The 15,769-nt window shown below is 66.2% G+C and carries 16 protein-coding genes; all 16 read right to left on the bottom strand.

Annotated features, from left to right (window positions below):
* Positions 1–76: 76 nt before the first annotated feature.
* Positions 77–1,426, bottom strand: a complete 1,350-nt coding sequence (locus tag AC07XP_RS08060; protein ID WP_495264317.1) for a galactosyl transferase GMA12/MNN10 family protein — start codon at positions 1,424–1,426, stop codon at positions 77–79.
* A 31-nt stretch (positions 1,427–1,457) separates the two neighbouring features.
* Positions 1,458–2,525, bottom strand: a complete 1,068-nt coding sequence (gene nagZ / locus AC07XP_RS08055) for a beta-N-acetylhexosaminidase (RefSeq protein ID WP_495264316.1) — start codon at positions 2,523–2,525, stop codon at positions 1,458–1,460.
* Positions 2,526–2,569: 44 nt separating this feature from the next.
* Positions 2,570–2,962 carry a holo-ACP synthase gene (gene acpS / locus AC07XP_RS08050; protein WP_056572075.1) on the bottom strand — a complete coding sequence of 131 codons (393 nt, stop codon included), beginning with the start codon at positions 2,960–2,962 and terminating at the stop codon, positions 2,570–2,572.
* The gene (locus AC07XP_RS08045) at positions 2,959–3,726 is read right to left on the bottom strand and encodes a pyridoxine 5'-phosphate synthase (RefSeq protein ID WP_159275638.1); all 768 of its coding nucleotides are present in this window, start codon (positions 3,724–3,726) and stop codon (positions 2,959–2,961) included. Before AC07XP_RS08045 ends, acpS begins: the two co-directional genes overlap by 4 nt.
* Positions 3,723–4,496 carry a DNA repair protein RecO gene (gene recO, locus AC07XP_RS08040; RefSeq protein ID WP_495264315.1) on the bottom strand — a complete coding sequence of 258 codons (774 nt, stop codon included), beginning with the start codon at positions 4,494–4,496 and terminating at the stop codon, positions 3,723–3,725. Before recO ends, AC07XP_RS08045 begins: the two co-directional genes overlap by 4 nt.
* A gap of 1 nt (position 4,497) precedes the next feature.
* On the bottom strand, positions 4,498–5,463 hold the full coding sequence (era, locus tag AC07XP_RS08035; RefSeq protein ID WP_495264314.1) for a GTPase Era: 966 nt from the start codon (positions 5,461–5,463) through the stop codon (positions 4,498–4,500).
* Positions 5,464–5,470: 7 nt separating this feature from the next.
* Positions 5,471–6,157 (bottom strand): ribonuclease III, encoded by a 687-nt coding sequence (gene rnc / locus AC07XP_RS08030; RefSeq protein WP_056572447.1) that lies wholly within the window; start codon positions 6,155–6,157, stop codon positions 5,471–5,473.
* Between the two features lie 20 nt (positions 6,158–6,177).
* On the bottom strand, positions 6,178–6,549 hold the full coding sequence (locus tag AC07XP_RS08025) for a DUF4845 domain-containing protein (protein WP_495264313.1): 372 nt from the start codon (positions 6,547–6,549) through the stop codon (positions 6,178–6,180).
* Positions 6,550–6,590: 41 nt separating this feature from the next.
* Positions 6,591–7,556, bottom strand: coding sequence for a signal peptidase I (gene lepB / locus AC07XP_RS08020; protein ID WP_062475534.1), 966 nt, complete (start codon positions 7,554–7,556; stop codon positions 6,591–6,593).
* 11 nt (positions 7,557–7,567) lie between these two features.
* A complete protein-coding gene (lepA, locus tag AC07XP_RS08015) occupies positions 7,568–9,379 on the bottom strand; it encodes a translation elongation factor 4 (RefSeq protein WP_153282471.1) in 1,812 nt (603 codons plus the stop codon).
* Positions 9,380–9,901: 522 nt separating this feature from the next.
* A complete protein-coding gene (locus AC07XP_RS08010) occupies positions 9,902–11,380 on the bottom strand; it encodes a DegQ family serine endoprotease (RefSeq protein WP_390341916.1) in 1,479 nt (492 codons plus the stop codon).
* Between the two features lie 108 nt (positions 11,381–11,488).
* Complete coding sequence (locus AC07XP_RS08005) at positions 11,489–12,556, bottom strand: MucB/RseB C-terminal domain-containing protein (protein ID WP_240531181.1); 1,068 nt, start codon at positions 12,554–12,556, stop codon at positions 11,489–11,491.
* Positions 12,557–12,594: 38 nt separating this feature from the next.
* Positions 12,595–13,269 (bottom strand): sigma-E factor negative regulatory protein, encoded by a 675-nt coding sequence (locus tag AC07XP_RS08000; RefSeq protein WP_390341914.1) that lies wholly within the window; start codon positions 13,267–13,269, stop codon positions 12,595–12,597.
* Between the two features lie 17 nt (positions 13,270–13,286).
* Positions 13,287–13,961, bottom strand: coding sequence for an RNA polymerase sigma factor RpoE (gene rpoE / locus AC07XP_RS07995; protein WP_235926394.1), 675 nt, complete (start codon positions 13,959–13,961; stop codon positions 13,287–13,289).
* Between the two features lie 9 nt (positions 13,962–13,970).
* Positions 13,971–14,453 (bottom strand): hypothetical protein, encoded by a 483-nt coding sequence (locus AC07XP_RS07990; RefSeq protein WP_159275631.1) that lies wholly within the window; start codon positions 14,451–14,453, stop codon positions 13,971–13,973.
* A 13-nt stretch (positions 14,454–14,466) separates the two neighbouring features.
* The gene (gene fabF, locus AC07XP_RS07985; RefSeq protein ID WP_495264312.1) at positions 14,467–15,711 is read right to left on the bottom strand and encodes a beta-ketoacyl-ACP synthase II; all 1,245 of its coding nucleotides are present in this window, start codon (positions 15,709–15,711) and stop codon (positions 14,467–14,469) included.
* Positions 15,712–15,769 lie beyond the last annotated feature (58 nt).

The following is a 15,769-nucleotide window of genomic DNA, read 5'->3' as shown; positions in this document are numbered from 1 at the left end:
TGTCAGCCGTGATCGGAAGAATCTGGTGGTAGCGTGTGCTTCCCAGCTTGTGGCAATGCGCCGGCGTCGTGCCTGCCTACCGGACCTGCTGCGACGCGGCGTCCATCGCAGCCATGTACACGGACCGATAAGGCTCGGCGAGGCTCACGAAATGCACGAGCAACGTGTCTTCGCTTGCAAGCAAGGGTGGCGTGTTGATGGTCAGGTTGTCGAGCACGCTGCGCTCGTCCAGGAGCGACGCCTGGCTCAACACCTCGTTGGTGTAGTACTGGTCGCCCATGCTGCTGTAGACGCCCGACTTGTCGGCCACCTCGCCGATCCGCGACCAGATCTGCGCCAGCAATTCGAGGTTGCGCGGCGTACTGCGGAACCCCATCACGCCGGAATTGAAGAACCACGCGCCCACATCCTTGGCCAGCAGCAGGTCACGCCCCTGCAGCAGGGGCTCGATCGGACGAGACTGGTTGAAGAAGAGCACATCGGCATCGACCCAGATCACCCAGTCGTGATCTGGCAGGTGCTGTTGCAGCAGCCAGCTCCTGACCCAGGAGCCGTTGATGCCCGGTCCGATCTCGTGGGGAACCTCGCGATACACGTGATACGCGTAGCCGTGCACGTCGCAGTAGCGGCGCACGTTGTGCTCCGAGACCCGGGCATAGGTCTGCACGTGGTGGGTGTAAAGCGTCACAAACGCGATGCGTGCGCCGGGGTTGAGGCTGCTGAGAGGTTCGTCGCCAAGCGAGGGGTATTGGGGTGGCTGCAGTACGGGCCGACCGTGCATCAGCGCGCCGTTGACTTCGCGCACCAGCAAGGCCTGCAGGTTCACGTCGTGCAGGACCTCGTCGCGCCATCCACCGCCTGGCAACGGAACAGGCAATGGCGCCAGATTGACCACGAAGACCCGCGCGTTGTGCCACTGCGCAATGCGCCAGGACACGTTGAAGTAGACATCGGCCACGATGCCATTGCACGCCAGCAGTCCTGCTGGACGCAGCCGTGCCGTCTCGTCGAGCCGGTCAGACTCCAGTGCAACGACATGGCCCGAGTCCACGATCAGCTGGTGCAGCAACGCCCGATTGGCCGCCGTGTTGCGCACGACCAGCGTGTTGGTCATGGCCGGACCCGGTCGACCGTCGGTTGGCGGCCCTTCCGCCGCGAGCAGGTCGAAGCCTTGCACCAGGGTGTCGATGGCCACGGGGTGAAAGATCACCGAATCGCCATCGAGAAAAAACAGCCAGTCACCCTCGTCCAGCGTCCGCAAATGGCGAAGGATCTGGCTGTACTTGGCGCTGGCACGCAGCGCCGGATGGATCAGCTTGTCGCTCTCCAGCCATTGGTGAGGGTAGCCAAACAGGCGACAGTAGTGCGCATGGTTGCGCAGCACAGCCTCATCCATGCGCTGAAAAAGACTGAGGCACAGGGGCATGGCGGGCTCTGGATTGGCGGGACAGCAGCGCTCAGATGTCCACGATCCGCCTTGCGTCGCGGTATCCGCGCGAGGCGACCAGCGTCTGCCAGTCGGGTGCGGCGCCCGTCGGCAGCAGCGCCTGCCGGCGCGCTTCGCTGTTCGTGTCCGGCTGCCATCGGCCCGCGCGCACGGCAGCCTCGAATCCGTCGAGGAAGTCGTCCAGCAAACGCCCGTCTCCCACACTCTGGTTGCACAACAGCGCCAGATCGCATCCGGCTTCGAGCGCAGCCAACGCCGCATCTGTGTAGCTCAGCAGCTCGCCATCGATGTAGCGCCCTGCCTCCATGCTCAGGTCATCGCTGAACACGGCGCCGTCGAACGCGAAGCGCTGGCGCAGGATTGCCTTGAGCCATTTCGACGAGAAACCCGCCGGCCGCTTGTCGACCTTCGGGTAGATCACATGCGCGGGCATCACGGCCGCGAGCGTGCCGCCCAGCCAGTCGTAGGGCCGCGCATCGTCGGCCAGAATGGCCTTCAGGCTGCGCCGGTCGACCGGAATCTCGACGTGCGAATCGGCCTGCACGAAACCGTGCCCCGGAAAGTGCTTGCCGCAGTTGCGCATGCCCATCTGCAGCATGCCGTGCATCACGCTCTTGGCGAGCAGCGCGACCACGCGCGGGTCGCGGTGGAAGCTGCGGTCGCCAATCACGCTGCTGCCGCCGTAGTCCAGATCGAGCACCGGCGCGAAGCTGAAGTCGACGCCGCAGGCGCGCAGCTCGCCGGCCAGCACCTGCCCGGCAGCGGTGGCAACCTGCGTGGCGCGCAGGGCATCGTGCATCCACAGTTCGCCCAGGCTGCGCATCGAGGGCAGCCGCGTGAAGCCGTCGGTGCGAAAGCGCTGCACCCGACCGCCTTCGTGGTCGACGCAGATCAGCAGATCGGGCCGGATCGCCTTGATCTCGGCGTTTAGCGCGGTCATCTGCGCGCGATCCTGCCAGTTGCGGGTGAAGTGGATCACGCCGCCCACATGCGGGTTCGCGAGGCGCCGGCGGTCGGCGGGGGTGAGTTCGGTGCCGGCCACATCGATGAGGAGCGGCGCGTGGTTCAGTTCGGTCATGTCGGTCGATCGGTCGGCAAGGCGCAACGGCGCCGGAGATTCGTTCAGGCCTTTTCCACCACCACGAAGCTGGCGGCGTACTCGGTTTCGTCGGTGACGGTCACGTGCGCCGTCAGGCCCTGCGCCTCGAACCAGTCTTTCAGTTCGCCGTGCAGCACGATCACCGGCTTGCCGCTGCGCAGGTTGGCGATCTCGCACAGGCGCCAGCTCATCGGCATGCGCATGCCCAGGCCGATGGCCTTGCTGAAGGCTTCCTTGGCGGAAAAACGCGTGGCGAGGTAGCTCAGGCCGCGCTTGGGCCAGCGCGCGGCGCGGGCCTGCCAGATGGCGAACTCGGCGTCGCTCAGCACCCGGCGGGCGAAGCGTTCGCCCTGGCGCTCGAAGGTGGCCGCGATGCGGCGCACATCGCAGATGTCGGTCCCGATGCCGTAGATCATGCGGCGTCGGCGATGCAGCGCAGGTAATCGCGCGTGGTCGCGGCGTACCCGAGTTCGAGCGCATCGGCGACGAAGGCATGGCCGATCGACACCTCGTGCACGCCGCGCACCGCGCGCAGGAACGGCGTGAGGTTGTCGCGGCTCAGGTCGTGGCCAGCATTGACGCCCAGGCCCGCCGCATGGGCGGCCTGCGCCGCGGCCACGTAGCGCGCGAGCACGGCGGCTTCCTGCGGCGTGCCGCGCGAGGCGGCGTAGCCTTCGGTGTAGAGCTCGACGCGGTCGGCGCCCACGGCCTTGACGGCGGCCATCATCTCGGGGATCGGGTCCATGAACAGGCTCACGCGCACGCCCAGCGCCTTGGCTTCGGCGATCAGCGGGCGCAGGCGCTCGGCGTCTTCCGGGAAGCTCCAGCCGTGGTCGCTGGTCGACTGGGTTTCGCTGTCGGGCACGAAGGTGGCCTGGTGCGGCTTGAGTTCGCGCACGAAGTCCATCAGGTTGTGGAAGGGGTTGCCTTCGATGTTGAACTCGATGCCCGGCCAGTCCTTGGCGAGCAGTTCCGACAGGTCGCTCACGTCGTGCGCGCGGATGTGGCGCGCGTCGGGGCGCGGATGCACGGTGATGCCCTGCGCGCCCGCCGCCAGGCAGGCCTGGGCGGCGCCCACCACGCTCGGGATGCCGAGGTGGCGCGTGTTGCGCACCAAGGCGACCTTGTTGAGATTGACTGACAGGGCCGTGGTACCGGCATCGCCCGAAGAAGTGCTCATAGTGCTTGCAGATCCCTCATCATTTGCCGCGTGCGCAGCGTGGTCACGCCGCAATGGTAGTTGAGCAAGGCCCGCAGCTGGTTGCGCAGGGCACTGTTGCTGCCGGCGTTCATCGTCGCGACCTCGCGCAGGGTGGCGGTGAACGGGGTGCGGTCGTCGAGCACGCTCTGCAGCACCTGCCAGTCGGCGCCGGGCAGCGCGGCCTCGTCCTTGGCCGCCTGGCGCAGGCCGGCTTCGGGCACGAGGGTGTAGCGCGTGCGGGCCGCCAGCGGCTCCAGGGTGAGCGTCTGCACGTCGAGCGAGGGCAGCAGGCCGACCGAACGCAGCAGCAGCAGCTCGAAGGCACGCAGCGCGGCGGCCTGCGTCGCGGCCTGGGCGCCCGCGTGGTCGCCGGCCAGCACCTGCACCACGCCGGCGTAGGCGTCGAACAGCGCCTCGTGCGCGTCGTCGCGCGCCAGCAGGCGCAGCAGGAGTTCGTTGACGTAGTAGCCCGAGAGCAGCGCCTCGCCGGTCGGCATGACGTGGCCGCCCATCCATTCAGCGCCTTTCAGCGTGCGGATCTCGGCGTCGCCGCCGTAGTTGAGCTGCAGCGGCTGCAGCGGCAGCAGCACGGGACGGAAATTGGAACTCGGCCGCTTCGCCCCCTTGGCCACGAGCGCGATGCGCCCGTGGTGGCGGGTGAAGACCTCGAGGATCAGGCTCGACTCGCTCCAGTCGTAGCGATGGAGCACGTAAGCCGGTTCATGCGAAACGCGATGAGCGGCAGCCACTTCATTCGTAGCCGAAGGAGCGCACGCGCGCCTCGTCGTCGGCCCAGCCCGAGCGCACCTTCACCCACAGCTCGAGGAACACCTTGGCGTCGGCCAGCTTCTCGAGCTCGACGCGGGTTTCCATGCCGATGCGCTTGATGCGTTCGCCCTTGTCGCCGATCACCATGGCCTTGTGGCCGTCGCGCTCGACCACGATGGTGGCGGCGATGCGCAGCAGGCGCTTCTGGCCCTTCTTCTGGGGCGGCTCTTCCTCGAACTTGTCGATGATGACGGTCGAGGTGTAGGGCAGCTCGTCGCCCGTGAGGCGAAAGAGCTTTTCGCGCACCAGTTCGCCGGCGAGGAATTTCTCGCTGCGGTCGGTGAGCTCGTCTTCGTCGTAGAACCAGGGCTGCTCGGGCAGGTATTTCTCGCAGATGCCGAACAGGCGCTCGACGTCCTTCGAGTTCTTGGCCGACATCGGCACGAACTCCGCGAAGCTGTGCTTGGCCTGCATCGTCTGCAGCCACGGCGCGATGTCGCCGCGGCGGTGCACGTTGTCCAGCTTGTTGGCCAGCAGCACCGTGGGGATGCCCTTGCCCAGCAGCTTGAGCACGCGCTCGTCGGCCGGCGTGAAACTACCGGCCTCGACCACGAACAGGATCAGGTCGACGTCGCCGACCGCGCCCTGCACGGTCTTGTTGAGCGACTTGTTCAGCGCGTTGGCATGCAGGGTCTGGAAACCCGGCGTGTCGACGAACACGAACTGCGTGACGCCCAGCGTGCGCATGCCGGTGATGCGGTGGCGCGTGGTCTGCGCCTTGCGCGAGGTGATGCTGATCTTCTGGCCGACCAGCGCATTGAGCAGCGTCGACTTGCCCACATTGGGCTTGCCGACGATGGCGATCAGGCCGCAGTGCTGCGGCCCGGTGGCAGGCGTGTCGCCTGCGGTGTCTTCGGGTCCCGCTGCGGGATTGGTTACATCGTTCATTCTGATTTCACGCGGCGCCGCGTGCCTTGAGCCGGATCAACATGGCGGCCGCGGCAGCTTGCTCGCCGGCGCGGCGCGAGCCGCCGATGCCGCGCTCGCGAAGGCCCAGCTCGGGCACCTCGCACTCGACATCGAAGGTCTGCTTGTGCGCTGCACCCAGCGTCGCTGCCACGCGGTACACCGGCAGCTTCATTTTGTGGCCCTGCAGCCATTCCTGCAATTCGGTCTTCGGGTCTTTCGCGGCGGCTTCCATGCGCGGATTGATCTCGACCGCCTCGTAGAGCCGGTGCACCAGCGCCTGCGCGGCGGCAAAGCCGGCGTCCAGGTAGACCGCGCCGATCAGCGCTTCGAGCGCGTCGGCCAGGATGGAGGGCCGGTTCGGGCCGCCCGAGCGGGCTTCGCCTTCGCCCAGGCGCAACAGCGGCGACAGCGCCAGTCCCAGCGCGAGCCGGTGCAGCGTGTCCTGCTTGACCAGGTTGGCCCGCACGCGCGACAGGTCGCCCTCGGGCAGTTCCGAGAGACGGATGTACAGCAGGTGCGAGACGGCCAGGTTCAGCACCGAATCGCCGAGAAACTCGAGGCGCTCGTTGTGGTCGGCCGAGAAACTGCGGTGCGTGAGCGCGAGCTGGAGCAGACGCGGGTCCGAGAACGTGTACTGAAGGCGCGCCTGCAGCGCGACGAGGCTGCCGTCCACCTTCTTGTTCGACACCGCGGTCAGCGGGACGTGCCCTTGTATTTGAGCGTCAGGTAGGCCGGCCCGAACAGGGGGATCTCGCGCTCGTACGCATACGACACGACGACCTTGTCGCCCACCTTCTTGATCTCGAGGTCCCGGCCGCTGACCGACTTGAAGTCGTCGATGGCCTGGGCGCGGTCGAAGATCGCGCGGATCTCGGGCACCGTGGCGCCTTCCTTGGCCTTGTTGGCGGCCTTGTCGATGGCCTGCCATTCGATCAGCGTCGGAATGACCTGCGCGACGACAACGCCCACACAGCCCAGCACCGCCGCGACGAACACCAGGCCGATGAACGAGATGCCGCGCTGGTGCGCGGCACTGCCACGGACGGACCGACTGTTGGTTCTCATGCCCTCTTACCCCTCGAACAGTAACGTTGACTGTTGATTAATTATTGAAACGGACCGATGCGACCGAGATCGCCGAAGTTCATCCAGACGAAGAAGGCCCTGCCCACGATGTTCTTGTCCGGTACGAATCCCCAGAAACGGGAATCGGCCGAATTATCGCGGTTGTCGCCCATCATGAAGTAGTTGCCTTCGGGCACCTTGCACACCACGCCCTCGACCGAGTAGCGGCAGTTCTCGCGGAACGGGAAGTCGCTGGCCCCTGGCACGAAGGCGGGGGCGTTCTCGTCGTTGAGGATCTTGTGCTGCTTGCCGCCCAGGTCTTCGTCGAATTGCTTCAGGATGCGCATCGACTCGCCATCGAGGTAGTCGGCGATCGGGGCCTTGCCCACCGGCTGGCCGTTGATCGTGAGCTTCTTGTTCAGGTAGGCCACCTCGTCGCCCGGGATGCCGACCACGCGCTTGATGTAGTCCATGCTGGGCTTGGGCGGGTAACGGAACACCACCACGTCGCCGCGCGCCAGCGGCGTGCCGTCGGTGAGCTTGGTGTTGACGACCGGCAGGCGCAGGCCGTAGGTGAACTTGTTGACCAGGATCAGGTCGCCGGTCAGCAGCGTGGGCATCATCGAGCCCGAGGGAATCTTGAAGGGCTCGTACAGGAACGAGCGCAGCAGGAACACCACCAGGATCACGGGGAACAGGCCCGCGGTCCAGTCGAGCCACCAGGGCTGCATCAGCAGGCGCTCGCTGGCCTTGGCGTCGGTGGTGTCGACCTGGGTGATGCCCTGCCCTGCCAGCCGCGTGTTGCGTTCGGCGATGGAGCTCTCGAGCGTGGCGGCGGCGCGTTCGCGCTGCGGCAGGAAGTAGAAGCGCTCGGCCAGCCAGTAGACCCCGGTGACCACCGTGGCCACGAACAGCAACAGCGCGAAGTTGCCTTCGAGCGCGCCGAAATACCAGGCGCCGACGTAGCTGGCGAACGCCGCGAGAACCAGGGTGGTGAGGTATGCCATGTTCGTGGTGATCAGTCTTCGACTTGCAGAATCGCGAGGAAGGCCTCTTGCGGGACTTCGACGGAGCCGATCTGCTTCATTCTTTTCTTGCCCGCCTTCTGCTTCTCGAGCAGCTTCTTCTTGCGGGAGATGTCGCCGCCGTAGCACTTGGCGAGCACGTTCTTGCGAAGTGCCTTGATTGTCTCACGCGCAATGATCGTGACCCCGATGGCCGCCTGGATCGCCACGTCGTACATCTGGCGCGAAATGATCTCGCGCATCTTCGACACCACCGCCCGGCCGCGGTACTGCGACTGGCTGCGGTGCACGATGATCGACAGCGCATCGACCTTGTCGCCGTTGAGCAGGATGTCGACCTTCACCACGTCGGAGGCGCGGTACTCCTTGAACTCGTAGTCCATGGAGGCGTAGCCGCGGCTCACCGACTTCAGCTTGTCGAAGAAGTCGAGCACGATTTCGCCCAGCGGCATCTCGTAGGTCAGCATGACCTGGCGGCCGTGGTAGGCCATGTTCAGCTGCACGCCGCGCTTCTGGTTGGCCAGCGTCATGACGGAGCCGACGTATTCCTGCGGCATGTACAGGTGCACGGTGACGATGGGCTCGCGGATTTCCGCCATCTTGCCGACGTCGGGCATCTTGGACGGGTTCTCGACCATGATCACTTCGCCGTCGTTGCGCACCACCTGGTAGACCACGCTGGGCGCGGTCGTGATCAGGTCCTGGTCGAACTCGCGCTCCAGGCGCTCCTGCACGATCTCCATGTGCAGCAGGCCCAGGAAGCCGCAGCGGAAGCCGAAGCCCAGCGCCTGGCTCACTTCGGGTTCGTAGCGCAGCGACGAATCGTTGAGCTTGAGCTTCTCGAGCGCGTCGCGCAGCGAGTCGTACTCGCTGGCTTCGGTCGGGTACAGGCCCGCGAACACCTGCGGCTGGATTTCCTTGAAGCCGGGCAGCGCCTCGGTGGCCGTGGCGGCCGCGCCACCAGTGCCGGGCCGGATCAGCGTGACCGTGTCGCCGACCTTGGCCGCCTGCAGCTCCTTGATGCCCGCGATGATGTAGCCCACCTCGCCGGCTTCGAGCGACGCGCGCGCTTCGTTGGCGGGCGTGAAGACGCCGATGCTGTCGGCGTTGTACATCGCACCCGACGCCATCATCTTGATGCGCTCGCCCTTCACGAGGCGACCGTCGACCACACGCACCAGCATGACCACGCCGACGTAGGCGTCGAACCAGCTGTCGATGATCATCGCGCGCAGCGGGCCGTCGGGATTGCCGCGCGGCGCGGGCATGCGCGCGACGATGGTCTCGAGGATGTCGTCGATGCCGACACCGGTTTTTGCGGAGCACGGAATCGCGTCGGTCGCGTCGATGCCGATCACGTCTTCGATCTCGGTGCGCGCGTTGTCGAGGTCTGCGTTCGGCAGATCGATCTTGTTGAGCACCGGGATCACTTCGACGCCGAGGTCGAGCGCGGTGTAGCAGTTGGCCACCGTCTGCGCTTCAACGCCTTGCGATGCATCGACGACGAGCAATGCGCCTTCACATGCCGACAGCGAGCGGCTCACTTCGTACGAGAAGTCGACGTGGCCCGGCGTGTCGATCAGATTGAGGTTGTAGACCTGTCCGTCGCGTGCCTTGTAGTGCAGCGCGGCGGTCTGCGCCTTGATGGTTATCCCACGCTCTTTTTCGATGTCCATCGAGTCGAGCACCTGCGCTTCCATCTCGCGTTCCGCGAGGCCGCCGCAACGTTGGATCAAACGGTCTGCGAGCGTCGACTTGCCATGATCGATGTGCGCAATGATCGAAAAATTTCTGATGTGATTCATCAACGGGAACGCTTAAGTACTTGAATTGGCTCGGGCGCCGAGGGGCGGGGCCAAGAAAAAAGGGCGCGTCTTCTGGAGACGCGCCCTGAACCAACAAGCAATGGCAACTGCAGTAGTTGGAACTTCATTGTAGGCAAAAAGGGAAGCACGTACATCCGGGAACAGGGTCCAAAGGGCTCGTTGCAGGTCCACAACATCAAAGATACTCACAACTTATCAACAGGATCGGTGGAGCAGTAGCTGAACAACTTGTGGGCGATCTGTGGAGCACCGGTGGACGGCTGTGTGACATCTCGCATCGTGAAGGCCATCGCCCTCTTTATGCGCTGACTGGCCGCCAGGAGCTGTCTATTCTACCGAAATTCGTCCTTAGCCCTTTTATAAGTTAGTGATCGCAAACAAATCTTGGCGTTTTCGAGGCCTCGGATTTTTTTAGAGGCCGGCGCCGAAGCGTCGTAAACACCTCGAAAAAATGGCCCCAAACCCGACTGCCGGGTGGGGCCACTTGACGCCGCCGCCGTATCAGCGTGCGGGTCGGATCAAGGCGTACTGCGCCCAGTCGCCTCGGCGGTAGAGCACGCTCAGCGACTTGGCCTTGTCCGCCTTGGCGACCGCCGCCTCGAATTCGCGGGCATTCGCCACCTCGAGATTGCCCACCGCCAGGATGACGTCACCCTCGCGCAGGCCGGCCCGCGCCGCGGCGTCGTTGGCGGCATCGACCTTCACGCCGCCCTTCAGCTTGAACTCCTTCTTCTGCGCATCGCTGAGGTCGCTGACCGCGAGGCCGAGCGACTTGAGAGCCGCGGAAGCAGACGGCTTCGCAGCCGGCTCGTCGCGGTCGGTCGCGCGCTTGGCGGGCTTGTCGGGCTCGATCTCGGCGATGGTCACGCTGAGGTCGCGCGAGCTGCCGCGGCGGAACACGGTCAGCGTGCTCTTGGTGCCTGGCTTGGTGTTGCCCACGAGGCGCGGCAGGTCGCTCGGCTTTTCGATCGCCTTGCCGTCGAACTTGGTGATGACGTCGCCCGGCTCCACGCCGGCTTTCTCGCCTGGCGAACCGGCTTCGACGCCGCGCACCAGCGCGCCCTGCGCCTTGCCCAGGCCGATGGCCTCGGCCACGTCCTTGGTGACCTGGTCGATCTGCACGCCGATGCGCCCGCGCGACACGCGCCCCGAGGTGCGCAGCTGCTCGCTCACGCGGATGGCCTCGTCGATCGGGATCGAGAACGAGATGCCCATGAAGCCGCCCGAACGCGAATAGATCTGGCTGTTGATACCCACCACTTCGCCGCGCATGTTGATCAGCGGGCCGCCCGAGTTGCCGGGGTTGATGGCCACGTCAGTCTGGATGAACGGCAGGTACTCACCCGTGTCGCGCTGCTTGGCGCTCACGATGCCGGCCGTGACGGTGTTCTCCAGGCCGAAGGGCGAACCGATCGCCATCACCCACTCGCCGACGCGCAGCTTGGAGATGTCGCCCACCTTCACCGCGGGCAGGCCCGTGGCTTCGATCTTCACCACGGCCACGTCGGTGCGCTTGTCGGCACCGATGATCTTGGCCTTGAACTCGCGCTTGTCGGGCAGCGTGACCAGCACCTCGGAGGCGTCTTCCACCACGTGTGCGTTGGTCATGACGTAGCCGTCGCCCGTCAGGATGAAGCCCGAGCCCACGCCGCGCGGACGCTCTTCTTCCTGCTGCGGACGGTTCGGGCGCGGCCCCTGGCGCGGCGTGCCTGGCAGCGGCTGGCCGAAGAAGCGGCGGAAGAACTCCTGCATCTCCTCGTCCATCTCGCCGTTGCCGCCACCGCGCTGCGCGACCTTCTCGACGGTGCGGATGTTGACCACAGACGGACCGACCTGGTCGACCAGGTCGGTGAAGTCGGGCAGCGTGCGCGTCTGCGCATGCACCGACTCGACCGGCAGGAAAGTGGCGCCGGCCGTCAGCGCCAGCGCAAAGGCCAGCAGACCGGAACGAAGCTTGTGTCCCTCGACTTTGAACATCATCGGTTGTCTTTCCAAAAGAACAGAGCTGCAAATAACGACAGAGGCTATGAGTACCCGGCGCCGGCTTGGTTCAGCCCGAACGCCTGCACGGCGTCAGCCTATCGCCCGTCAGCGCGTGCGCGCGAGGCTCTGGGCAAAGGCATTGAGCGTCTGCTGCGGCACCTCGCCGACCGCGGTCAGCCACCAGTCGCTGGCCGGTGCGGGCAGTCGCCGGCGGATCGCGTTGGTGGCGCCGATGGTCAGCACGCCGTCGCCCGGCGTGCGCGTGGGATCGTAGCGTTCGATGAAGAGCGAGACCGTCGCCAGGCCATCGGAGAAGGTCCACTGGACGGTGGTCGCCTCGGGCTTGGGCGGCTTGCCGTCGCCGGCGGGCAGCGCGGGGCGCCGGAAGAAGCTTCGGGGCTTGAATCCGGCCACGGGTGTGCGCAGCATCCAGCCTTCGTCCTGCGCGGTGCTGCGCTCGAGTTCGAGCTTCTCGATGCGGTAGCCGTTCGTGTTGGCCATCATCTGCGCCAGCGCCTGCGCCTTTACGGGCGCATCGAGCTGCAGTTCGGAGAACGCCGACTGCTCGACCACGCGGGTGTCGCTGTCGACGGTCTGGAGCTTCACCACGAGGCCGGAGCGCCGCTCGCTCCAGATGCGATAGCCGAAGCGCAGGCCGTCGCGCGGCACCAGCTGCACCACGTCGGCGTCGAAGCCCGCGACGCGGTCCTTGCCGATGGCGCGCACGTCGTAGTAGTCGCCCACCGACGAATCGGGCTTGTCGGGCAGGTTGGGGAAAAGGTCGAGGTTCTCGCGCTTCTCGACCTTCACGACCTTCGCCTCAGGCAGGAAGGTCATCACGTTGCGGTTGCGCCGGAAGGTCGAGCGCGGCGGGCCCGACAGCGCTTCGATGCGCTCCAGCTGGTGATCGCCGTCGCGCACATGCCAGATGCGCGCGCTCGACAGATCGCCACCTGGCGCCGACACCACGAAGGTGCCCACGTAGCTGCGCTGCCGTGCGCCCGCATGCATGCGCTGCAGCCACTCGGTCACGCCCATGGCCGGCGGTTCGTCGGTCTGCGCCGAGGGCACGCTCTTCGTGTTCGCCGCACCGTAGCGGGTCTGCGCGGTGGCCATCTGCCCCAGGCAAAGAACAGCAAACGCGAGCACCAGGGTGCGTGCGGAAATCGGCATGTGAACAACGGTCATTGCAGGCGGCGACGGTCGCGCAATCAGCGCGTGGGGCCCTCGAAGGTGGCGTTGCGCAGGAAACCGGACGGCATTTGCGATGCACCACCGGCCTGCTGGTGGGCTTCGAGCAGCTGGTCGAGGCGCGGATCGCGCAGCATGACCTGCGGATTGCCGCTGCCGACCAGCACGCGGGTCGGCGTCAGGGCACCGTTGCCCGGCAGCTCGCTGCCACCGGCCGCGGCCGCCAGCACCGAGTTCGCCACGGGCGGCTGCACCGCGGCCAGTTGGGCACCGCCGTTCGGCACCGCGGCACCGTTGCCGACCAGCGTCCAGCTGATGGCCGCCACGGCCATCAACGACGCGGCGCCGGCCACCAGCTTCCAGCGGAACACCGGCTCGTTGGCCGCTTCGGCGCGTTGCCGCACGGGCATCGCGGCCGGCACGGCGGCCAGCGGCGCCACGGCCGCAGGCGGAGCGATCACGACCGGCTCCTGCGCCAGCCGCTGCTGGAAACGCGCCAGGAAGGCCGAGGTGTCGCTGCAGCGCGAATGCGCCGACGAGCGCAGCACGTCGCCCACCACGTGGTACGCATGCCAGGCGTCGCGCGAGTCGTCCTCCGCGCAGACGGATTCGATCGCACGCGCGAACGCCTCGCCCTGCAAATGGCCGTCCGCCAGTGCGGACACCTGTTCCCGAACCGTCATCGTCTGATTCATGTCATTCACCTGCTGATCTACCAACGCTTGCCGGACTGGTTGTCCAGCAGCGGCTTGACCCTGGCCGAAATGGCCTCGCGCGCCCGGAAAATACGCGAGCGCACCGTGCCGATCGGGCAATCCATGACCTCGGCAATCTCTTCGTAACTCATCCCCTCGATCTCGCGCAGCGTGACCGCCTGGCGCAGCTCGGTCGGGAGCGCTTCCATGGCAGCCTCGACGGCACTGGCGATTTCATTCGCCGCCATGACCGATTCGGGGGTTTCATCGCTGGTTGGTTCGTTTCCAGGACGGTAAGTTTCATCTTCGTCGTCCGAGGACGAACGCAGTGCGCTTTCGGAGACGGTCGGATCGCGCTTCATGTCCACCAGCGCCTTCTTGGCGGTGTTCACGGCGATCCGGTACAGCCAGGTGTAGAACTGCGCCTCGCCGCGGAACTGGTGCAGCGCACGATAGGCGCGAATGAAGGTTTCCTGGGCGATGTCCTCGATCAGGTCGACGTCGCGCACCATGCGTCCGATCAAGCGTTCGATGCGGCGCTGGTACTTGATGACCAGCAGCTCGAACGCCTTCTGGTCGCCGGCGACGGTGCGCTGCACCAGCTGGAAATCGACCTCACCCGGGCGCGGCGCCTGCGCCGCCTCATCGGGCAGCGCGGACTCCGGAGGCACGGGAGGCAGGGAAGTGGTCATCGAAACGGGTCAGGGCGCATCGGCCGGAGCGGTCGCGCGCCAGGGATCGCCGGCCGGCTCGGCCGCCGGGGGCCGCGCATAGACCGCGCGGCGCACGTCGCGCCAGCGCTCGGGCATGGCCCGCTGCTCGAGCCAGACCCAGCGGGCCGCGCGGCCGGGTTCGGCCAGGCGGACCAGCAGCAGCGACTGGAAATCGAGCGCCACCACGGCGCGCGCGGCGAGCACGCCGCGCGTCGGATCGGCACCGGTCAGCGACCAATGCGATCCATCGAAATGCAGCGTCGCCACCCCGTCGCGCCGCAGGCCGAAACCTGCCGCGACACCGGAAAAGACGACGCTGAGAAGCAGCAACAACTGGCGCCAGCCATTGCTATCGAACAGATAGCAGGCCGCGCCCGCGCAGCAGACGCCCAGAGTCCAAAGGGCCAGAAGAATCCGGGTCGCGCCGCGGGTGCGCCCCACCGGATAGGTCACCGACGGTGCGCTGTGCATGGGAGAGCGACGCTCAAGCGCGCTTGAACACCAGCGTGCCGTTGGTGCCGCCGAAGCCGAAGTTGTTCTTGACCGCGACATCGATCTTCAGATCGCGCGCCTCGTTGGCGCAGTAGTCGAGATCGCACTCCGGATCCTGGTTGACGATGTTGATCGTCGGCGGGCTCTTCTGGTGATGCAGCGCGAGCACCGTGAACACCGATTCGATGCCGCCCGCGCCGCCCAGCAGGTGGCCGGTCATGGACTTGGTCGAATTGACGACGAGCTTCTTCGCGTGATCGCCGAACGCCAGCTTGACCGCGTTGGTCTCGTTGAGGTCACCAATCAGCGTCGAGGTGCCGTGCGCGTTCAGGTACTGGACCTCGTCGGCGTTGACACCCGCATTGGCCAATGCCATCGCCATCGAACGGCGCGGGCCGTCGACGTCGGGCGCGGTCATGTGGTACGCGTCGCCGGTCATGCCGAAGCCGGAGACCTCGGCATAGATCTTCGCGCCACGCGCCTTGGCGTGTTCGTACTCTTCGAGCACCAGCACGCCGGCGCCCTCGCCCAGCACGAAGCCGTCGCGGTCCTTGTCCCACGGGCGCGAGGCCGTGGCGGGATCGTCGTTGCGGGTGCTCAATGCGCGAGGCGCGGTGAAGCCACCGATGCCGAGCGGAGAGATGGTCGATTCGGCGCCGCCCGCGATCATGACGTCGGCATCGCCGTACTCGATCATGCGTGCCGACGTGCCGATGGCATGCAGGCCGGTGGTGCAGGCGGTAACCACTGCGATGTTCGGGCCCTTGAAGCCGTACTTGATCGAGACGTGGCCCGAGATCATGTTGATGATCGACGCCGGCACGAAGAACGGCGAAATGCGGCGCGGGCCGCGGCTCGCGTACTCGCCGTGCGTCTGTTCGATCATCGGCAGACCGCCGATGCCCGAGCCTATGTTGCAGCCGATGCGCACGGCCTTTTCATAGGACAGCGCGTCGCCGGTCGGCAGTCCGCTGTCCTGCACCGCCTGGATGGCGGCGGCGAGTCCCAGATGAATGAAGCGGTCCATGTGACGCGCTTCTTTCTCCGAGATGTATTGGGTGATGTCGAAACCCTTGACCTCACCGGCGAACTTGCAGGCGAAGGCGCTTGCATCGAACGCGGTGATGTTCGCAATGCCCGACTTCCCGGCCAACAGGTTGGTCCAGGATTCGGTTGCGGTGTTTCCGACAGGAGCGATGCAACCGAGTCCGGTCACGACGACGCGGCGTTTGGTCATGCCGGCAAACCTTTCTGGAAGCGCTGGACAGCTGCCGAGCGGCGCGGGCGGTTGAAAA

The organism is Variovorax sp. GW531-E2 (assembly GCF_059423125.1).
The sequence above is the reverse complement of the archived record's forward strand: the minus strand, read 5'-3'. Positions and strand labels throughout refer to the sequence as shown.